The sequence below is a fragment of the Novosphingobium sp. genome (assembly GCF_019748365.1).
GTDB lineage: Bacteria > Pseudomonadota > Alphaproteobacteria > Sphingomonadales > Sphingomonadaceae > Novosphingobium.
In genome coordinates, this window is sequence record NZ_JAIEPN010000151.1 from 14,034 (window position 1) to 27,830 (window position 13,797).

A 13,797-nucleotide genomic window follows, 5' to 3' on the forward strand; every position below is an offset into this window, starting at 1 on the left:
TCGCGATCCGGCGCGCTGCTGTCAACGCGGTTTGTTCAGAGCCCGGCAGCTTCCAGCCGTTCCACTTCCGCGCGGTAGGGACCGATCGCGCGGATCATCAGCAGGGTGGCGAGCGGCAAAAGCACGCTCGCAGTGATCAGCAGCGCCTTCCACAACTGGGTCGGATCGCCGATCACCATGTCCTGCACGCGGCCGACAACGAAGCTGCCCATCGCGCCGAAGAAGGTGAACATGAACAGGTAGAGCGCCGTCACCTGCCCGCGCATGTCGTTGGGCGCCACGCGTTGCACCGCGGCGTTCTGCGGCACTGCGCCTGCCAGTCCAAACATCGCCGACATCCCGAACAGGATCATCGCGGCCCAGGGCGTCGGCATCAGCAGCGCGGCAATCGTGCAAACCGTTGTGCCGGTGAAGCAGATCGCGGCGGCGCGCACGTTGGCGTCCTTGTGCCGCTTCGCCAGCCATTCGACCATCACGCTGCCCAGCAGCAGGCCGGAAAGCGAGCCCGCCAGCACCGTCACGCTCAGCGCCGCGCCGATCTGCGCCTCGTTCCAGCCGAACGTGCGCACCATGAACGGCACGCGCCAGAACTGCAGCCCGAACGTCTCGATCGCGCTCAGCGCCAGTGCGCCGAACAGCGGATAGTAGACGCGGGGCTTGGCATTGATCGCGCGCAGGGCATCGAGGCCCATGAACGTCAGCACCCGCCGACCAAACCCGGCATCGGCGGGAACCTTGGGCGCATCGGTAGCGGGCGCAATGCGCTTCGGCTCCTTCACGGTGAGGAACAGCAGGCCGACCAGCAGGCCCGGCAGGCCCATCACGATGAGGATCCATTGCCAGCCGCGAATGGTCAGCGGCCCCAGCACGGTCGGCGCCCAGCTGGCGGACATCACCACCAGCTTGCCGCCGATCAGCGGCCCCAGCACCGTCCCGCCGATGAAGCCGAACTGCAGCAGCGCAAAGGCGCGCGTCAGCGTCTTGGGCGGAAAGGCATCGGCGAGCAGCGAGTATGAGGAGGGCGCATGCGCCGATCCGCCCGCCGCCAGAAACACGCGGCTGCCGACGAACTGGGTGAAACTTTGCGCCAGCCCGCCGAGCGAGATGATCAGGCCAACCGCCGCCGCCCCGCCCGCCAGCACATATTTGCGCGGATAGATATCGGCGAGCCGTGCCAGCGGAATGCCGACGAAGAGGTAGCAGATGATGCTCGCCGGCCCCGCAAGAAAGCCCAGCTGCGAATCGGTGAGGCCGAAGTCGTGCTTGATCCGCTCGGCCAGCATGCCGAACGTCACCGCATCGAAGAAGGTCATGAAGGTCGCCAGCACGATCACCGTGAGCGCCCAATAAGCCGCCCCGGTTGAGGGCCATTCGCGCATCCCTCCCGCGCCTGCCGCCGCTTCCGGATCGGCCACAACCGTCGGACCCGCCATCATCACTCCTCTCGTCCGGTAGGCGCCGCTTGGATTCGGACGGCCTTTTTCATCTCGAACAATTGTTAGTCTTGCATACAATCTCGGCGTGGTGAATAGAAAAGGCAATCTAACAAATGGTGGAATCGCAAAAGGCTCCACCAACCCCAGGAGAGCGATCATGCAGAACCTCCCCGGCAAGACAGCCTTCATCACCGGCGGCGCCAGCGGCATCGGCCTCGGCATCGCCAAGGCGCTGCTCGGCGCCGGGATGAACGTGACGATCGCCGATATCCGCGACGACCACCTCGCCGCCGCCGAGGCCGAACTCGCGGGCGGGGACCGGGTCCTGGCCCTCAAGCTCGACGTGACCGACCGCGCCGCCTTTGCCGCCGCAGCCGATGCGGCCGAGGCAAAGTTCGGCAAGATCCACATCCTGTGCAACAACGCCGGCGTCGCGGTCGTCGGCCCGACCGAACTCGCCACCTTTGCCGATTGGGACTGGGTGATGGGCGTCAATCTGGGCGGCACAATCAATGGCATCGTCACCGTGTTGCCGCGCATCCTTGCACATGGCGAAGGCGGGCACATCGTCAACACCGCCTCGATGTCGGCGCTCGTGCCCGTCGGTGGCACCACGATCTATTCCTCGGGCAAGGCGGCCGTCACCGCGATGATGGAGTGCATGCGCCCCGAACTCGAATCGCGCGGCGTTATCTGCTCGGCGTTCTGCCCCGGCGCGGTGCAATCGAACATCGCTGAGGCCGGCAAGACCCGCCCGGCCGATCTTGCCGAAACCGGCTATGCGGAAGCGGACAAGCGCCGCGCTTCGGGCGGCAACTTCATGCACCTCTACCAAACCAAGGAAGAAGTGGGCGAGCGGGTGCTGCAGGGCATCCTGAACGACGAACTCTACATCCTCACCCACAGCGAATTCCTCGACGGCGTGCGCGAGCGCGGCGAGGCCACCACGGCGGCGGTGCAGACGCACCTCCCCGAAAACCCCGATTACAAGCAGACCTTCGCGATGCTGTTCCGCAATCCGGCGATCACCGCCGAGATTGCCCGGCAGGACGCGCTGAAGGCCGCGCGCGCAGAAGGAGCCGGAGCATGAAAGACTTCGCAGGCCGCACCGCCTTCGTCACCGGCGGCGCCAACGGCGTCGGCATCGGGCTCGTCCGGCAGCTTCTCAATGAAGGCTGCAAGGTCGCCATCGCCGATATCCGGCAGGATTCGATCGACAAGGCCCTCGCCAGCCTCGACAACCGCGAGGTCATAGGCGTCCAGCTCGATGTCGCCAGCCGCGATGGCTTCAAGGCGGCGGCGGACGAAGTGGAGGCAAAGTTCGGCCCCGTCTCGATCCTGTGCAACAACGCGGGCGTCAACCTGTTCCAGCCGATCGAGGAAAGCTCGTTCGACGATTGGGACTGGCTGATGGGCGTCAACCTGCACGGCGTGATCAACGGGGTGATGACCTTCGTTCCCCGCATGGTCGCGCGGGTGAAGGCGGGCGAGCAGAAGGGCGGTCATGTCGTCAACACCGCCTCGATGGCTGCCTTCCTCGCCGCGGGCACGCCGGGCATCTACAACACCACCAAGTTCGCCGTGCGCGGCCTTTCGGAATCGCTGCACTATTCGCTGCTGCAGTATGAAATCGGCGTTTCGGTGCTCTGCCCGGGCCTTGTCAAAAGCTATATCTACGCCAGCGACGATATCCGGCCCGACGAGCTCAAGAGCGCGATGAAGCCGGTGAACAGCGAAGCCGTCGAGCGCCTTGCCGGCATCCACGAATTCGGCATGGAGCCCGATGTCATCGGCGCGCGCGTGATCGAGGCGATGAGGGCCAACCGCCTCCACATCTTCAGCCACCCCGATCACAAGGAAGAGATGCGCGAGATCTTCGACGAGATCATCGCGGAATATCAGGACTACCCGAAGGACCCCGGCCACGACCAGCGTGTCGCCTTCGAGAAGTTCCGCCGCGATGCTTTCGCCGAGGCACGGCGCAAATCGCGCGAAGCGAAATTCTGAGCGCCTCCATCACCTTCCCGTCGCCCCGTGCTTGACACGGGGCTGGGCTGCACTTCCGGCGCGGCGCCCGGAAGAAAAGCCAAGGCCCGTGTCAAGCACGGGCCGACGAGCATATTTGCTGAAAGCTCAGTCTAAAACTCAAGCGCAGCCCAGCAGGATCTGCAGAGTCTGCTCGGGCTGATCGCCCATCACGTCGTGCCCGGCCTTGGCCTCGTGGTACTCCCAGCCTTTCTCGGTGGTCACGCGCGCCACGAACTTGCGGAACGGCGTTGGTTCCCACGCATTAGCGAACACATAGATCCTCCGCCCGACTTTGGCCTCCTCGCCGGTGAACTTCACCGCCTCGACCAGGCTGAGCAGCGGATGGGGCGAGAGCAGCGGATGCGCCACGCCCGGCAGCGGGGCGACCGCGCCCGGAGTGAACTTCTGGCTGCCGATGTAATGGTTGTGTTCCCACTCGCCGGTCAGGTCCCACAGCGATTGCCCGTCCTGCGGCAGGAACGCATCGAGGTAAACCAGCGCCTTGATCCGCGCCCCAAGCCGCGTCGCCACACCGGTCACGATCATGCCGCCATAGGAATGGCCGACCAGCACGAACGTGTCGATGCCGGCCGAGGCGATCTGATTGCACACATCGTCGATATGCGTCGTCAGCGTGATGCCGGGATGAAATTCGCCCTTGCGCGTGCCGAGGCCGGTCAGCTGCGCCAGCACGACACGGTGCCCGGCCGCGCGCAGATCCGACGCCAGCCGGTCGTAGCCCCAGCTGCCGCCCCAGGCGCCATGCACCAGCACATAGTCGGTCATGCCGAAATCCCGTGTTTCGCGTTGTAGCCGTGGATCCATTCCAGCGTCTTCACCATGCCGCCAAAGGGATAGAAGTGCAGCCGCACGCGGCCATGCTCAGGGCCGAGGCCGCGGGCAAATGCATCAACCAGCTTGTCCGGCCCGGCGCTTCCCAGCAGGTTCGTCACCGAAATCCCGTACTTCCTCAGCACCGCGGTCGAGGCGCCCACGCCGCAGCGCGCGGCAAAGGCCAGCAGCCGCTTGATCCCGGCAGGCCCCGGCACACCGATCCGCACCGGCGCATCGATGCCCAGCGCGCGCAGCTTCAGCAGCCATGCCAGAAATGCATCGGGATCAAACCCGAACTGCGTGACGATCAACGGCGCCATCCCGCGCGCCTCGATCTCGGTGGCCTTCTTCACCAGCACGTCCCAGCACTGCTGCTCGGTCATGTTGGGATGGCCTTCCGGGTGGCCGCCAATGCCGATGGCCTTGATCCCGCTGCGCTCGAACGCCCCCGTGGCGATCAGCGCCGAGGTATCGAAGTAAGGCCCCACCGGCTCGGGCGGGTCGCCCGCCACGATGAACGCGCGCGAGACGCCGGCCTGCTCGACCACCGCCTTCAGATAGCCCTCGAAGTCATCCTCCGAAGTGATCCGCCGCGCCGAAAAGTGCGGCATGGGCTCGAAACCAAGCTCGCGCACGGCCACCGTCGCCTTCACGCGCGCGGCAACATCCTCGCCGGGCAGGAAGGTCACCGCAATCGGCGTATCGACCGGGATCAGCGGCGCGGCTTCACGCAAGGAAGCTTCGTCCTTCGCGGTCATTTCCAGGCTGAAGCCGTCGGTAATCCCGAGCGGCGGCTTGTCCCAGTTGGGATGAATCAGTGCTGCGGCCATGGCGCAAAGCTCTCCACAAAAGCAACCGGCCCCTCCCCCGTTCGGGGGAGGCTGGGTGGGGGTGCGCGGCGCTTTCAGGCGATGCCGTACCCCCACTCCCAACCCCTCCCCAGCGGGGGCTCAGGTCTGCTCTAAATCAGCGCCCGGTGCGCCAGCCTTCGGCGTAGTTCTCACGCGCCACGCGGCTGTAGGGCACCGAGGAAACGATCGCGCGCACTTCGATCTGCTTGTGCGGTTCGACCGTGGTCTTGCGCGTGCCACCGTTCTCTTCGCCCCACACCACGCGCACTTCGGTGCCGACCGGGATTTCCGGATCGACCGTGGCGAGCGAAAGCGCCTGCTTCTCGTTGTAGGAATAGCCGGTGAACATCGAGAGGCCGACCGTCTTGCCGCCCGCATCGACGACGCGGTCGTAGTTCGACGAGGCATAGTTCGCCAGCGGCACGTCGAAGAACTTGTACTGATCGCCATCCGGGTTGAACAGCGAAGCGGTGATCTTCGCCATGTCTTCCGGGTTCCACGCCAGCGTCACCTTCTTGCGCTGCTCGGCGGGGTTCAGGGCTTCCAGCGCCTCGCGGCCATGGAAGTCGTGGTCGAACTTGACGAACGGGCCGTAACCCAGCTCCCACGGATTGAGGTAGTAGTCCTCGATATTGTCCGAGACGAACGAGCCGCCGATCGAACCGGTCGCCTCATAACTGTCGGCACCCAGCCACTCGCGGAAGCCCTTGAGCTTTTCGCCGGTGTAGATCGCGGGCAGCGGCGAGGGGATCCAGCCCGATTCCAGCGTGTTCGAAGGATAGGCGCGGCTGCCGCAAGCGATCAGGCCGAATTCCTTGCCCGCTTCCAGAATGGCGGCGCGGATTTCTTCCTGCTCGGCATAGGGACCCCAGATTTCGAGGCCCGGCGCGCCCGACATGCCGTGGCGCAGCGTGCGCACGGTCTTTCCGGCAATGTTCATCGTGCTCATGTTGAAGAACTTGAGCTGCTCCAGCGGGCCGCCATGGAGCTTCTCGATCACGTTCCACGCCTGCGGACCCTGGATCTGGAAGCGCCATTCCTTGCGGGTGACGGGCTTGCCCATCGGGCGCATCGGCGAACGGTCATCGAGCTCGATCTCGACATCGTAGCCGCCGGTCGCGCCGTGATAGCGCAGCCAGTTCGAAGCCGGCGCGCGGCCGACGTAGGTGAAGCTTTCCTCTTCTTCCCAGAAGATGATGCCATCGCCGATCACGTGGCCATAGGGCGTCGTCGGCACGTACTGCTTGGCCTTGTTGACGCTCCAGCCCTTCGAGCTGTTGATCATGGTATCCGAGAGCAGCTTGCCCGCGTCCTTGCCGCGGATGTAGAGGTTCACCATGTGGTGCGACTGATCGAACAGCACCGCCGAGTGCTGCCACGCCCACTGCTCGCTCCGCCAGTTGGAGAACTCCGGCGCCACCACCGGGTAGACGTAGGCACCCAGCTGCGAATTGCGCAGCATTTCAACGATGTTGGACTGGCCCTGAAGGACCTCTTCGAGGTTCGCTGCCACGCTGTCTCTCCCGATTGCAAATGGCTGGTTGAAATTTGTATGCAACACATACAATATCACGACAGATTCGCAATGCCAAATTGTGCAGCCCCCATGCGGGACATGCTGCACGGCTGGCGGTGAACGGCAGCGGCGCCTATGGGGGCGCGCTGCCCACCAATGTACGGGAGAGATTTGAATGACTGCACCAGTGATCCTGACGCTTTCGTGCGAGGACAAGCCGGGGATTGTCGCCCGGGTGACCGGAAACCTCTACGAAGCCGGGGCCAATATCCTCGAGGCACAGCAGTTCGACGATACCGAAAGTGGCCAGTTCTTCATGCGCGTCGTGCTCGATCCGGGCTCGGGCGACGAGACCACGCTGCGCAGCGCCTTCGCGCCAGTGGCCGAGCAGTTCGGCATGGAATGGACGATGCGCGATGCTTCAAAGAAGCGCCGCACCGTGCTCATGGTCAGCAAGTTCGATCACTGCCTCGGCGATCTGCTCTATCGCACCCGCATCGGCGAGCTGCCGATGGAAGTCGTCGCGATCATCGGCAACCACCCCAAGGAAGCGCTCAACATCACGCTGCTGGGCGATGTGCCCTATCACCACCTGCCGATCACCAAGGACACCAAGCCGCAGCAGGAAGCGCAGGTGAAGGCCATCGTGACCGAAACCGGCGCCGAGCTCGTCGTCCTTGCCCGCTACATGCAGATCCTGTCAGACGACATGGCCTCGTTCCTCAACGGGCGCTGCATTAACATCCACCACTCGTTCCTGCCGAGCTTCAAGGGTGCCAAGCCCTATCACCAGGCCCATGCGCGCGGCGTGAAGATGATCGGCGCGACCGGCCACTACGTGACGACCGACCTCGACGAAGGTCCGATCATCCACCAGGACGTGACGACCGTGACCCATGCGGACACGCCGGATGATCTCGTCCGCAAGGGCCGCGATGTCGAGCGCCGCGTGCTGGCCGAAGCGGTGCGGCTGCATCTGGAAGACCGCGCGCTGCTCAACGGCAACAAGACGGTGGTGTTCCGCAGCTGATGGTCCGCTGCGTCAGGCGCGGGTGAGACGGATGTCCACCTCGCGCTCGACGTAGCCCCATTCCTCGGATGCCCGCAGTTCAGCCAGCAAGTGGTCGAATGCGGGCTCGTCCTCCGGCGCGAATTCGAACCACGTGAGGAAATCGAACGGCTCGCCCAGATCGCGTGAGTGGTAAAGCGCGCGGGCGACCGGACGGACATAGGGCAGCCCGATCGCATGGTGCTTGGCGCGCTGAAACACGCCCATGCGCTCGTCCTGCGCCAGGGCCCACCACGCCGCGCTCTTGCTGATCGGGATCAACGCGGCACAGGTCGCCTGCGGACGGCCCAGCCCCGATTGCACCGCGCGCAGCTCGCTGACGCCCTCCTGCGAAGTGTAGCGCAGATTGCTCGCCGTCCCGCGCAGCATCCACCCGTCACCATCGCCCGCACGCGATGCCTCGCTGATCCGCAAGGCTGGCGCCATCGGCAGGCTCTCACCGCGAAAAGCCTGGATGCTGGTGACCCGCCAGGCGCCCGAAGGCCCGGCGATGAAGGCGGTGGGATGAAGTGCCATGCGGTGAAATTCGCCCGCACGCTGTGGCCGGTTACACCCGCCCCGCGTTGCACTGGTCCGATCCGGTGCCTATGCTTCCGCGCAAATCGGCAAGGAGCGCGAGAATGCAGGTCAACTGGCTCGATCACGTCAATGTGATCACCGACAAGCTCGACGAGACCGCCGAGTTCTACAAGGCGCTGCTCAACCTCGAACGCCGCAACGCGCCCCCGCCGCTGACGCCCGAGAACGCGCAGTGGATGTACGATGTGGGCGGCAAGGCCATCGTCCATATCAACTCGGTCGATTGCCCCCGCGCCTTCGACCGCCATGTGGAGCCCGGCGCGCTGACAGGCGCAGTGCATCATGTTGCGCTGAACTGCTCGGGCTATGAAGAACTGATGGAACGCGTCGGCAAGCTTGGCACGCCCTTCCAGCTTAACACCGTAGACGCCATCGGCCTCAGGCAGATCTTCGTCAGTGATCCCAACAACGTGCTGCTGGAACTCAATTTCTTCGGGGATTGAGGGACGCGTCTGCCCGCTCTGGATTCCCGCCTTCGCGGGAATGACGAAGGTTAGGGAAACTCGTCATTCCCGCGAAGGCGGGAATCCAGAGCGGCAAGCACGAGCCCCCTACTACGGCCGCTCCCCCGCCATCGTCGTCCGGTACATCTCCCGCCGAAACCCGTCATAATCATTCGGCGCCAGATGGAGCGCGGCGCGGTTGTCCCATAGCGCGATCATGCCGGGCTCCCAGCGCAGGCGGCAGGTGAAGCCGGCTTGCGTGATATGCCGCGTCAGGAAATCGAGGATCGGGCGGCTTTCCTCCTCGGTCATGCCCTCGATCCCGACCGCATAAGCCTCGTCCACGTAGAGCGAGGGCAGCCCGGTGATGGGATGGGTGCGCACCAGCGGGTGGAAATTGCCCTGAATGGCCGACGTGCGCCTGTCCTCATTGGCAAAGGCCATCGGCTTGCCGCTGATCCGCTCCTGCGTCAGCATGTTGGCCTCGGCCGACATATGCACCCGCAGCGAGCGCAGCATGGCCTGCATTGTCGGGCTCAGCATCCGCCACGCCAGCTGCGTATCCGCCCAGACGGTATCCCCGCCATAAGGCGGCACTTCCACCGCGCGCAGGATCGTCACCGAGGGTGGCTCGTCGAGGAACGGCGAATCCGTGTGCCAGCCGCTGCCGAACAGCGCCTTGGTCTTCGTGTCGGCTTCCTTGATCAGCGGATGGACATTGCGATGCCCCTCCACACCTTGCGTATAGGCATCGACCGCGAATGGCCCGAACCGTGCGCTGAACGCCTCATGCTCCGAATGCGTGAGGTGCTGGTCCCGCAGGAACACCATCTTGTGCCGCCACAGCGCATCGCGGATCTCGTCAAAGGCTTCCGGCGCAAGATCATCCCCCAGCCGCACGCCGGTGATCTCCGCCCCCATCGCGGCAGTCAGCGGATGCGCGGTGATATGCGCGTAATCCCGCGCCGCGTTGTCGAAATCGCCCTGCGGACTGAGCCTCACTTCGCGCATGGCACGTCTCCGCTCAGGCCGGAATCGCCCCTTCCAGCGCATCGGCCAATTCCACCGGGCGCGAGAGATAGGGGCTGTGATCGGCGTCCAGCGTCACCACCCGTGCACCGGGCGACATGGCCTGCATCCGCCGCTGGCTTTTGATGGGAATGGTGCGGTCCGCTGTGCATTCGACATAAGTCCTCGGCAGACTGCCCCACCGCTCCGCCGTCAATCGCAATGGCTCCGAACGCGGCCCATGCGGCTCGGCGAGCAAGCGCGGCAGCACGCCCGCCACCAGCTCCGGCGGCGAGAGCTGCGCGAAAACCGGCCCGGCCCGCGCCGGATCGACCACTGTCGCCACCCCGCCATGCACCTTGCTGATGATCGCATCGAAATCGGGATTGGGCTCTTCGAGGCCCTTGAACTCGGCCCGCGAGACTCCCGAAGGCAGCATCATCGCGCACACATAGACCAGCGCATCCATCGCCTCAGGATCACGCTCCGCCGCCGTGCTGACGACCAGCCCACCGCGCGAATGCCCCGCCAGCACGACCGGCGCGCCGCCCAGCTGTGCCTTCAGATCGCAGCAATGCTGCGCAGCAAATTCGCCCCATTCACCCAGCGTGATCGCGGCCATTTCCTCCGCGCTGCCGCCCATCGCCGGCAGGGTCGGCGCGACAACCGTATGCCCGCGCGCGCGCAGCAATTCGGCGACCGGATCGAAACACCAACCGCCATGCCACGAACCATGGATCAGAACGAACCCAGCCATCAGCGCACATGCCCCGACCAGGTGCGCAGGCCCGGTGCAGTGCGGTCCTCGCTCTTCAATGCTGCCGCCATGCCCGGCCGCGCCGTCACCCGATCACGCCATTCGACCAGCCGCGGCGCGCGCTTCCCAATCTCCATTTCGGGAAACATCCGTTCCACCATCATCCCGCAGTGCGCATAGAAATTGATGTCCGCCAGCGTGTAGGTCGCGCCTGCCAACCACGGCGTTTCCGCCAGCTGCTTCTCCACCTTGTCCACCGCGTACTCGATTTTCGCCGTAGCATTGGCGAGATCAGCCTCCGAAAAGCCCGACCGCGCCGTAGCCCACTTCTTGCGCTGATCGGGCAGCGGAATGTTCTCCAGCAGCTTCTCGAACTCCCCGCTCTCGATATTGCGCGCGATCACGCCCACCATGCGGTGCCAGCCGTGCATCGAGACGAAGTTCATCACCTGCTCGTCGACAAACTTGTTCCAATAGCGCATCCGCGCCGCCCCCACCGCATCGCGCGGCCGCAGCGGGCCATCGGCCGGCTGCGCATCGGGAAACACGTCTTCGAGATACTCGTTGATCACCGTGGTGTGCGTGATGATCGTGCCGTCGTGATCGAGCACGGGTACCTGCCCCTCGGGGTTGATCGCGGTGAACCACGGCTGGTGCTGCTCGAACTTGTGCAGATCGACGTAGATGCTTTCGTAGTCGAGCCCCTTCTCCTTGAGCGGGGCCATCGACTTCAGCGAATTCGCCAGCGGTTCGGCGTGGTAGTATTTGAGGGCCATCGGTTCACCTGATTGCGAGAGTACCCAGCACGCCGCCGTCCACCGCCCAGGACTGGCCGGTGACATGCGCGGCAGCGCGTGAAAGCAGGAAGGCGGCGACTTCCGCCACATCGGCCGCGCTGCCCAGCCGTTGCTGCGGCACATTGGCGGCGAGCGACGTCAGTTGCTCTGCCGGCACGCCGTCCAGAAGCGGCGTCTCGATGAACCCGGGCACCAGGCAATTGACGCGCACACCATGCGCCGCCCCCTCCAGCGCCGCCGCCCGCGCAAGGCCCAGCACCGCGTGCTTGCTCATCACATAGCCCACGTTCATCGCCATGCCGCGCTCCGAGGCAAGGCTGCCGGTGATCAGGATCGCTCCCGCCCGGCGCGCCTTCATTGCCGGCAGCACATGGCGCACCGCCCAGAACGCGGACCTCATGTTGACCGCCATTAGCGCTTCGAAATTCTCGTCCGAGTAGGCTTCCAGCGGCGCAAATGTGCCGCCCGTTCCTGCATTGAGGAACAGGGCATCGATAGGCCCGTGCTGCGCAACCGCGCTCTCAAGTGCTGCAACCAGCTGATCCTGCTGGCCCACATCAGCCGCCGCCCAGCCTGCGCCCGCGCCGAGTTCGGCGCACAAGTCCGCCAGCAATTCACCCCGCCGCGCGATCAGCGTGACCCGCGCGCCGCCGCGCACCACGCGCGCCGCTGTCGCCCGGCCAATGCCGGTGGAAGCGCCGGTAATCACCACGTGCTGGCCCGCGAAATCCATCAGACTGCCCTCGGCGCGATGAACTGCGCCCAGACCGCCCATTCCGGCCTGTCGCTGCGGTCCGGCTCCCACTGCTGCTGCATCAGGGCGCGCGCCTCGTCTTCGGCCATGCCCAGAACGTCGCGGTGCAAGCGGTAGAAGAACGCAGAAACCCGCCAGTTCATGATGCAATGCACGTGGAGCGGCTTCGGCGCCTGTTCCAGCACGGCGCGAAAGGCTGCGAAATGCGTGTCATTCGGCGCATCGAACGGCACCGGAATATGCGTGTAGCCGATGCCCGCGGCCGCCAGCTTCCCGCCTTCATCCGCAAGCGCATCGGGATGGCTATCGAGCGCGAGATTGATCACCTGCTGCACGCCCAGCGCCGCCAGCCGCGCAACATCGTGCTCCTCCAGCCGTCCGGAGGTGGTCACATCATCGCTCAGCCGCTGCCAGCCGCGAATATCGGCCGGGTCTGCCATCGTCCGCTCAGGCCAGCCCGAGCAGCCGCACAGCATTGTCCTTCATGATGCCCGGCAGCACATCCTCGCGGAAGCCGACCTTGAGCGCCGCATCGATCCACTTCTGCGGGTGAATCAGCGGAAAATCGCTGCCGAACAGCATCTTATGCTTCAGCTGGGTGTTGGCATACTGGATGATCTGCGGCGCGAAGTACTTCGGCGACCAGCCGGACAAGTCGATGAACACATTGTCCTTGTGCAGCGCCATCGAAAGGCTCTCGTCAACCCAGGGCCACGAAGGGTGCGCAAGAATGATCTTCATGTCGGGGAAATCGACCGCAACATCGTCGATCAGGATCGGCTGGCCATACTTGAGCCGCATCCCGCCGCCGCCGCGCATGCCGGTGCCCATGCCGGAATGGCCGGTGTGGAAGATCGCCGGGAAGCCATATTCGGCTATCACTTCGTAGATCGGCCAAGCCACGCGGTCCGCCGGGTGGCAATCCTGCACGATGCCGTGGAACTTGAAGCCCTTGACCCCGTAATTCTCGATCAGATCGCGCGCCTCGCGCGCGCCGAACTTGCCCTTGTGCGGATCGATCGAGGCAAACGCGATGCAGATGTCATCGTTCTTGAGCGCCATTTCGGCGACTTCGTAATTCGAGACCCGCTTCGCGCCCATGCCGCTTTCGGCATCGACCGTGAACATGCAGAAAGCGATCTGCTGCTCGCGGTAGATCTCGACAATCTCGGGCATCTTGGGCCGCTCGCGCGGGGCCTTGAAATAGGCCGATGCCGCATCGAAGAACTTCCCCATCACCGGATCTTCCGGATCGTGGCACGAAACCTCGGCATGCACGTGCACGTCGATGGCTTTGATCTTCGAAATGTCGATGGGCACCAGGCAATTCCTTGAAAGAAGCCCCGACGACCACGAGGTCGCCGGGGCTGCTGGTCATTCAATCGTGGCTCAGACGAGCGCGTCCTTCTTGACGGTGATCACCTGGCTATAGGTGAACTCCTTCAGGCCCTCGATGCCGTATTCGGCGCCGAAGCCGGACTGCTTGTGGCCGCCGAAGGGCGCGAAGGGCGAGAGGTGGAGGAACTCGTTGATCCACACAGTGCCGGTTTCGAGCTGCTCGGCAATCTTCACGCCGCGGTCGGTGTCCTTGGTCCACACCGCGCCGGCAAGGCCGTATTCCGAGTTGTTCGCGCGTGCGATCACTTCATCGTCGCTCGAGAACTTCATCAGCGGCATGACCGGGCCGAACTGCTCTTCCGCCACGATGCGCGCGTCTTCCGGCGG

The 13,797-nt window shown here is 64.8% G+C and carries 16 protein-coding genes; 4 read left to right on the plus strand and 12 right to left on the minus strand.

The window, feature by feature from the left end; genetic code table 11:
• Nucleotides 1-35: 35 nt before the first annotated feature.
• Nucleotides 36-1,436 carry an MFS transporter gene (locus K5Q19_RS16825; protein ID WP_292947618.1) on the minus strand — a complete coding sequence of 467 codons (1,401 nt, stop codon included), beginning with the start codon at nucleotides 1,434-1,436 and terminating at the stop codon, nucleotides 36-38.
• 157 nt (nucleotides 1,437-1,593) lie between these two features.
• On the opposite strand from K5Q19_RS16825, the gene K5Q19_RS16830 reads away from it, so the two are divergent.
• Nucleotides 1,594-2,526, plus strand: coding sequence for an SDR family NAD(P)-dependent oxidoreductase (locus tag K5Q19_RS16830; RefSeq protein WP_292947620.1), 933 nt, complete (start codon nucleotides 1,594-1,596; stop codon nucleotides 2,524-2,526).
• Entirely contained in the window at nucleotides 2,523-3,443 is a 921-nt protein-coding gene (locus tag K5Q19_RS16835) for an SDR family NAD(P)-dependent oxidoreductase (protein ID WP_292947623.1), read from the plus strand. The genes K5Q19_RS16830 and K5Q19_RS16835 overlap by 4 nt, the downstream gene beginning before the upstream one ends.
• A 138-nt stretch (nucleotides 3,444-3,581) precedes the next feature.
• Here K5Q19_RS16835 and K5Q19_RS16840 read toward each other — a convergent pair whose 3' ends face one another.
• From K5Q19_RS16840 to K5Q19_RS16850, 3 genes are all read right to left on the minus strand, one after another.
• Nucleotides 3,582-4,250 carry an alpha/beta hydrolase gene (locus K5Q19_RS16840; protein ID WP_292947626.1) on the minus strand — a complete coding sequence of 223 codons (669 nt, stop codon included), beginning with the start codon at nucleotides 4,248-4,250 and terminating at the stop codon, nucleotides 3,582-3,584.
• On the minus strand, nucleotides 4,247-5,128 hold the full coding sequence (locus K5Q19_RS16845) for a methylenetetrahydrofolate reductase (protein WP_292947629.1): 882 nt from the start codon (nucleotides 5,126-5,128) through the stop codon (nucleotides 4,247-4,249). Before K5Q19_RS16845 ends, K5Q19_RS16840 begins: the two co-directional genes overlap by 4 nt.
• Before the next feature lie 136 nt (nucleotides 5,129-5,264).
• Complete coding sequence (locus K5Q19_RS16850) at nucleotides 5,265-6,611, minus strand: aminomethyl transferase family protein (protein ID WP_292947663.1); 1,347 nt, start codon at nucleotides 6,609-6,611, stop codon at nucleotides 5,265-5,267.
• Between the two features lie 229 nt (nucleotides 6,612-6,840).
• Here K5Q19_RS16850 and purU point away from each other — a divergent pair, with 229 nt between their 5' ends.
• Nucleotides 6,841-7,695 (plus strand): formyltetrahydrofolate deformylase, encoded by an 855-nt coding sequence (gene purU, locus K5Q19_RS16855; RefSeq protein WP_292947632.1) that lies wholly within the window; start codon nucleotides 6,841-6,843, stop codon nucleotides 7,693-7,695.
• Nucleotides 7,696-7,707: 12 nt separating this feature from the next.
• On the opposite strand, the gene K5Q19_RS16860 is transcribed toward purU, so the two are convergent.
• Nucleotides 7,708-8,250, minus strand: a complete 543-nt coding sequence (locus K5Q19_RS16860; protein WP_292947634.1) for a chlorite dismutase family protein — start codon at nucleotides 8,248-8,250, stop codon at nucleotides 7,708-7,710.
• A gap of 104 nt (nucleotides 8,251-8,354) precedes the next feature.
• On the opposite strand from K5Q19_RS16860, the gene K5Q19_RS16865 reads away from it, so the two are divergent.
• A complete protein-coding gene (locus tag K5Q19_RS16865; RefSeq protein WP_292947637.1) occupies nucleotides 8,355-8,756 on the plus strand; it encodes a VOC family protein in 402 nt (133 codons plus the stop codon).
• 111 nt (nucleotides 8,757-8,867) lie between these two features.
• Here K5Q19_RS16865 and K5Q19_RS16870 read toward each other — a convergent pair whose 3' ends face one another.
• The 7 genes from K5Q19_RS16870 to K5Q19_RS16900 all read right to left on the minus strand — a co-directional run.
• Nucleotides 8,868-9,767, minus strand: coding sequence for a TauD/TfdA family dioxygenase (locus K5Q19_RS16870; RefSeq protein ID WP_292947639.1), 900 nt, complete (start codon nucleotides 9,765-9,767; stop codon nucleotides 8,868-8,870).
• Between the two features lie 13 nt (nucleotides 9,768-9,780).
• Nucleotides 9,781-10,521 carry an alpha/beta fold hydrolase gene (locus K5Q19_RS16875; RefSeq protein ID WP_292947642.1) on the minus strand — a complete coding sequence of 247 codons (741 nt, stop codon included), beginning with the start codon at nucleotides 10,519-10,521 and terminating at the stop codon, nucleotides 9,781-9,783.
• Nucleotides 10,521-11,297: a glutathione S-transferase family protein gene (locus K5Q19_RS16880; RefSeq protein ID WP_292947645.1), complete on the minus strand. Its 777-nt coding sequence runs from the start codon at nucleotides 11,295-11,297 to the stop codon at nucleotides 10,521-10,523. The genes K5Q19_RS16875 and K5Q19_RS16880 overlap by 1 nt, the downstream gene beginning before the upstream one ends.
• 4 nt (nucleotides 11,298-11,301) lie before the next feature.
• Nucleotides 11,302-12,051 (minus strand): SDR family NAD(P)-dependent oxidoreductase, encoded by a 750-nt coding sequence (locus tag K5Q19_RS16885; RefSeq protein ID WP_292947648.1) that lies wholly within the window; start codon nucleotides 12,049-12,051, stop codon nucleotides 11,302-11,304.
• Nucleotides 12,051-12,512, minus strand: a complete 462-nt coding sequence (locus K5Q19_RS16890; protein ID WP_292947651.1) for a protein tyrosine phosphatase family protein — start codon at nucleotides 12,510-12,512, stop codon at nucleotides 12,051-12,053. Before K5Q19_RS16890 ends, K5Q19_RS16885 begins: the two co-directional genes overlap by 1 nt.
• A 7-nt stretch (nucleotides 12,513-12,519) precedes the next feature.
• Nucleotides 12,520-13,392, minus strand: coding sequence for an amidohydrolase family protein (locus K5Q19_RS16895; RefSeq protein WP_292947653.1), 873 nt, complete (start codon nucleotides 13,390-13,392; stop codon nucleotides 12,520-12,522).
• A 69-nt stretch (nucleotides 13,393-13,461) separates the two neighbouring features.
• The coding region (locus tag K5Q19_RS16900) for an aldehyde dehydrogenase family protein (RefSeq protein WP_292947655.1) at nucleotides 13,462-13,797 on the minus strand (336 nt) is incomplete at its 5' end.

Bases quoted from the DNA above. Each gene is read 5' to 3' on its own strand.
- K5Q19_RS16825 (WP_292947618.1), bottom strand. From the start codon at position 1,436: ATGATGGCGGGTCCGACGGTTGTGGCCGATCCGGAAGCGGCGGCAGGC.
- K5Q19_RS16830 (WP_292947620.1), top strand. From the start codon at position 1,594: ATGCAGAACCTCCCCGGCAAGACAGCCTTCATCACCGGCGGCGCCAGC.
- K5Q19_RS16835 (WP_292947623.1), top strand. From the start codon at position 2,523: ATGAAAGACTTCGCAGGCCGCACCGCCTTCGTCACCGGCGGCGCCAAC.
- K5Q19_RS16840 (WP_292947626.1), bottom strand. From the start codon at position 4,250: ATGACCGACTATGTGCTGGTGCATGGCGCCTGGGGCGGCAGCTGGGGC.
- K5Q19_RS16845 (WP_292947629.1), bottom strand. From the start codon at position 5,128: ATGGCCGCAGCACTGATTCATCCCAACTGGGACAAGCCGCCGCTCGGG.
- K5Q19_RS16850 (WP_292947663.1), bottom strand. From the start codon at position 6,611: ATGCTGCGCAATTCGCAGCTGGGTGCCTACGTCTACCCGGTGGTGGCG.
- purU (WP_292947632.1), top strand. From the start codon at position 6,841: ATGACTGCACCAGTGATCCTGACGCTTTCGTGCGAGGACAAGCCGGGG.
- K5Q19_RS16860 (WP_292947634.1), bottom strand. From the start codon at position 8,250: ATGGCACTTCATCCCACCGCCTTCATCGCCGGGCCTTCGGGCGCCTGG.
- K5Q19_RS16865 (WP_292947637.1), top strand. From the start codon at position 8,355: ATGCAGGTCAACTGGCTCGATCACGTCAATGTGATCACCGACAAGCTC.
- K5Q19_RS16870 (WP_292947639.1), bottom strand. From the start codon at position 9,767: ATGCGCGAAGTGAGGCTCAGTCCGCAGGGCGATTTCGACAACGCGGCG.
- K5Q19_RS16875 (WP_292947642.1), bottom strand. From the start codon at position 10,521: ATGGCTGGGTTCGTTCTGATCCATGGTTCGTGGCATGGCGGTTGGTGT.
- K5Q19_RS16880 (WP_292947645.1), bottom strand. From the start codon at position 11,297: ATGGCCCTCAAATACTACCACGCCGAACCGCTGGCGAATTCGCTGAAG.
- K5Q19_RS16885 (WP_292947648.1), bottom strand. From the start codon at position 12,051: ATGGATTTCGCGGGCCAGCACGTGGTGATTACCGGCGCTTCCACCGGC.
- K5Q19_RS16890 (WP_292947651.1), bottom strand. From the start codon at position 12,512: ATGGCAGACCCGGCCGATATTCGCGGCTGGCAGCGGCTGAGCGATGAT.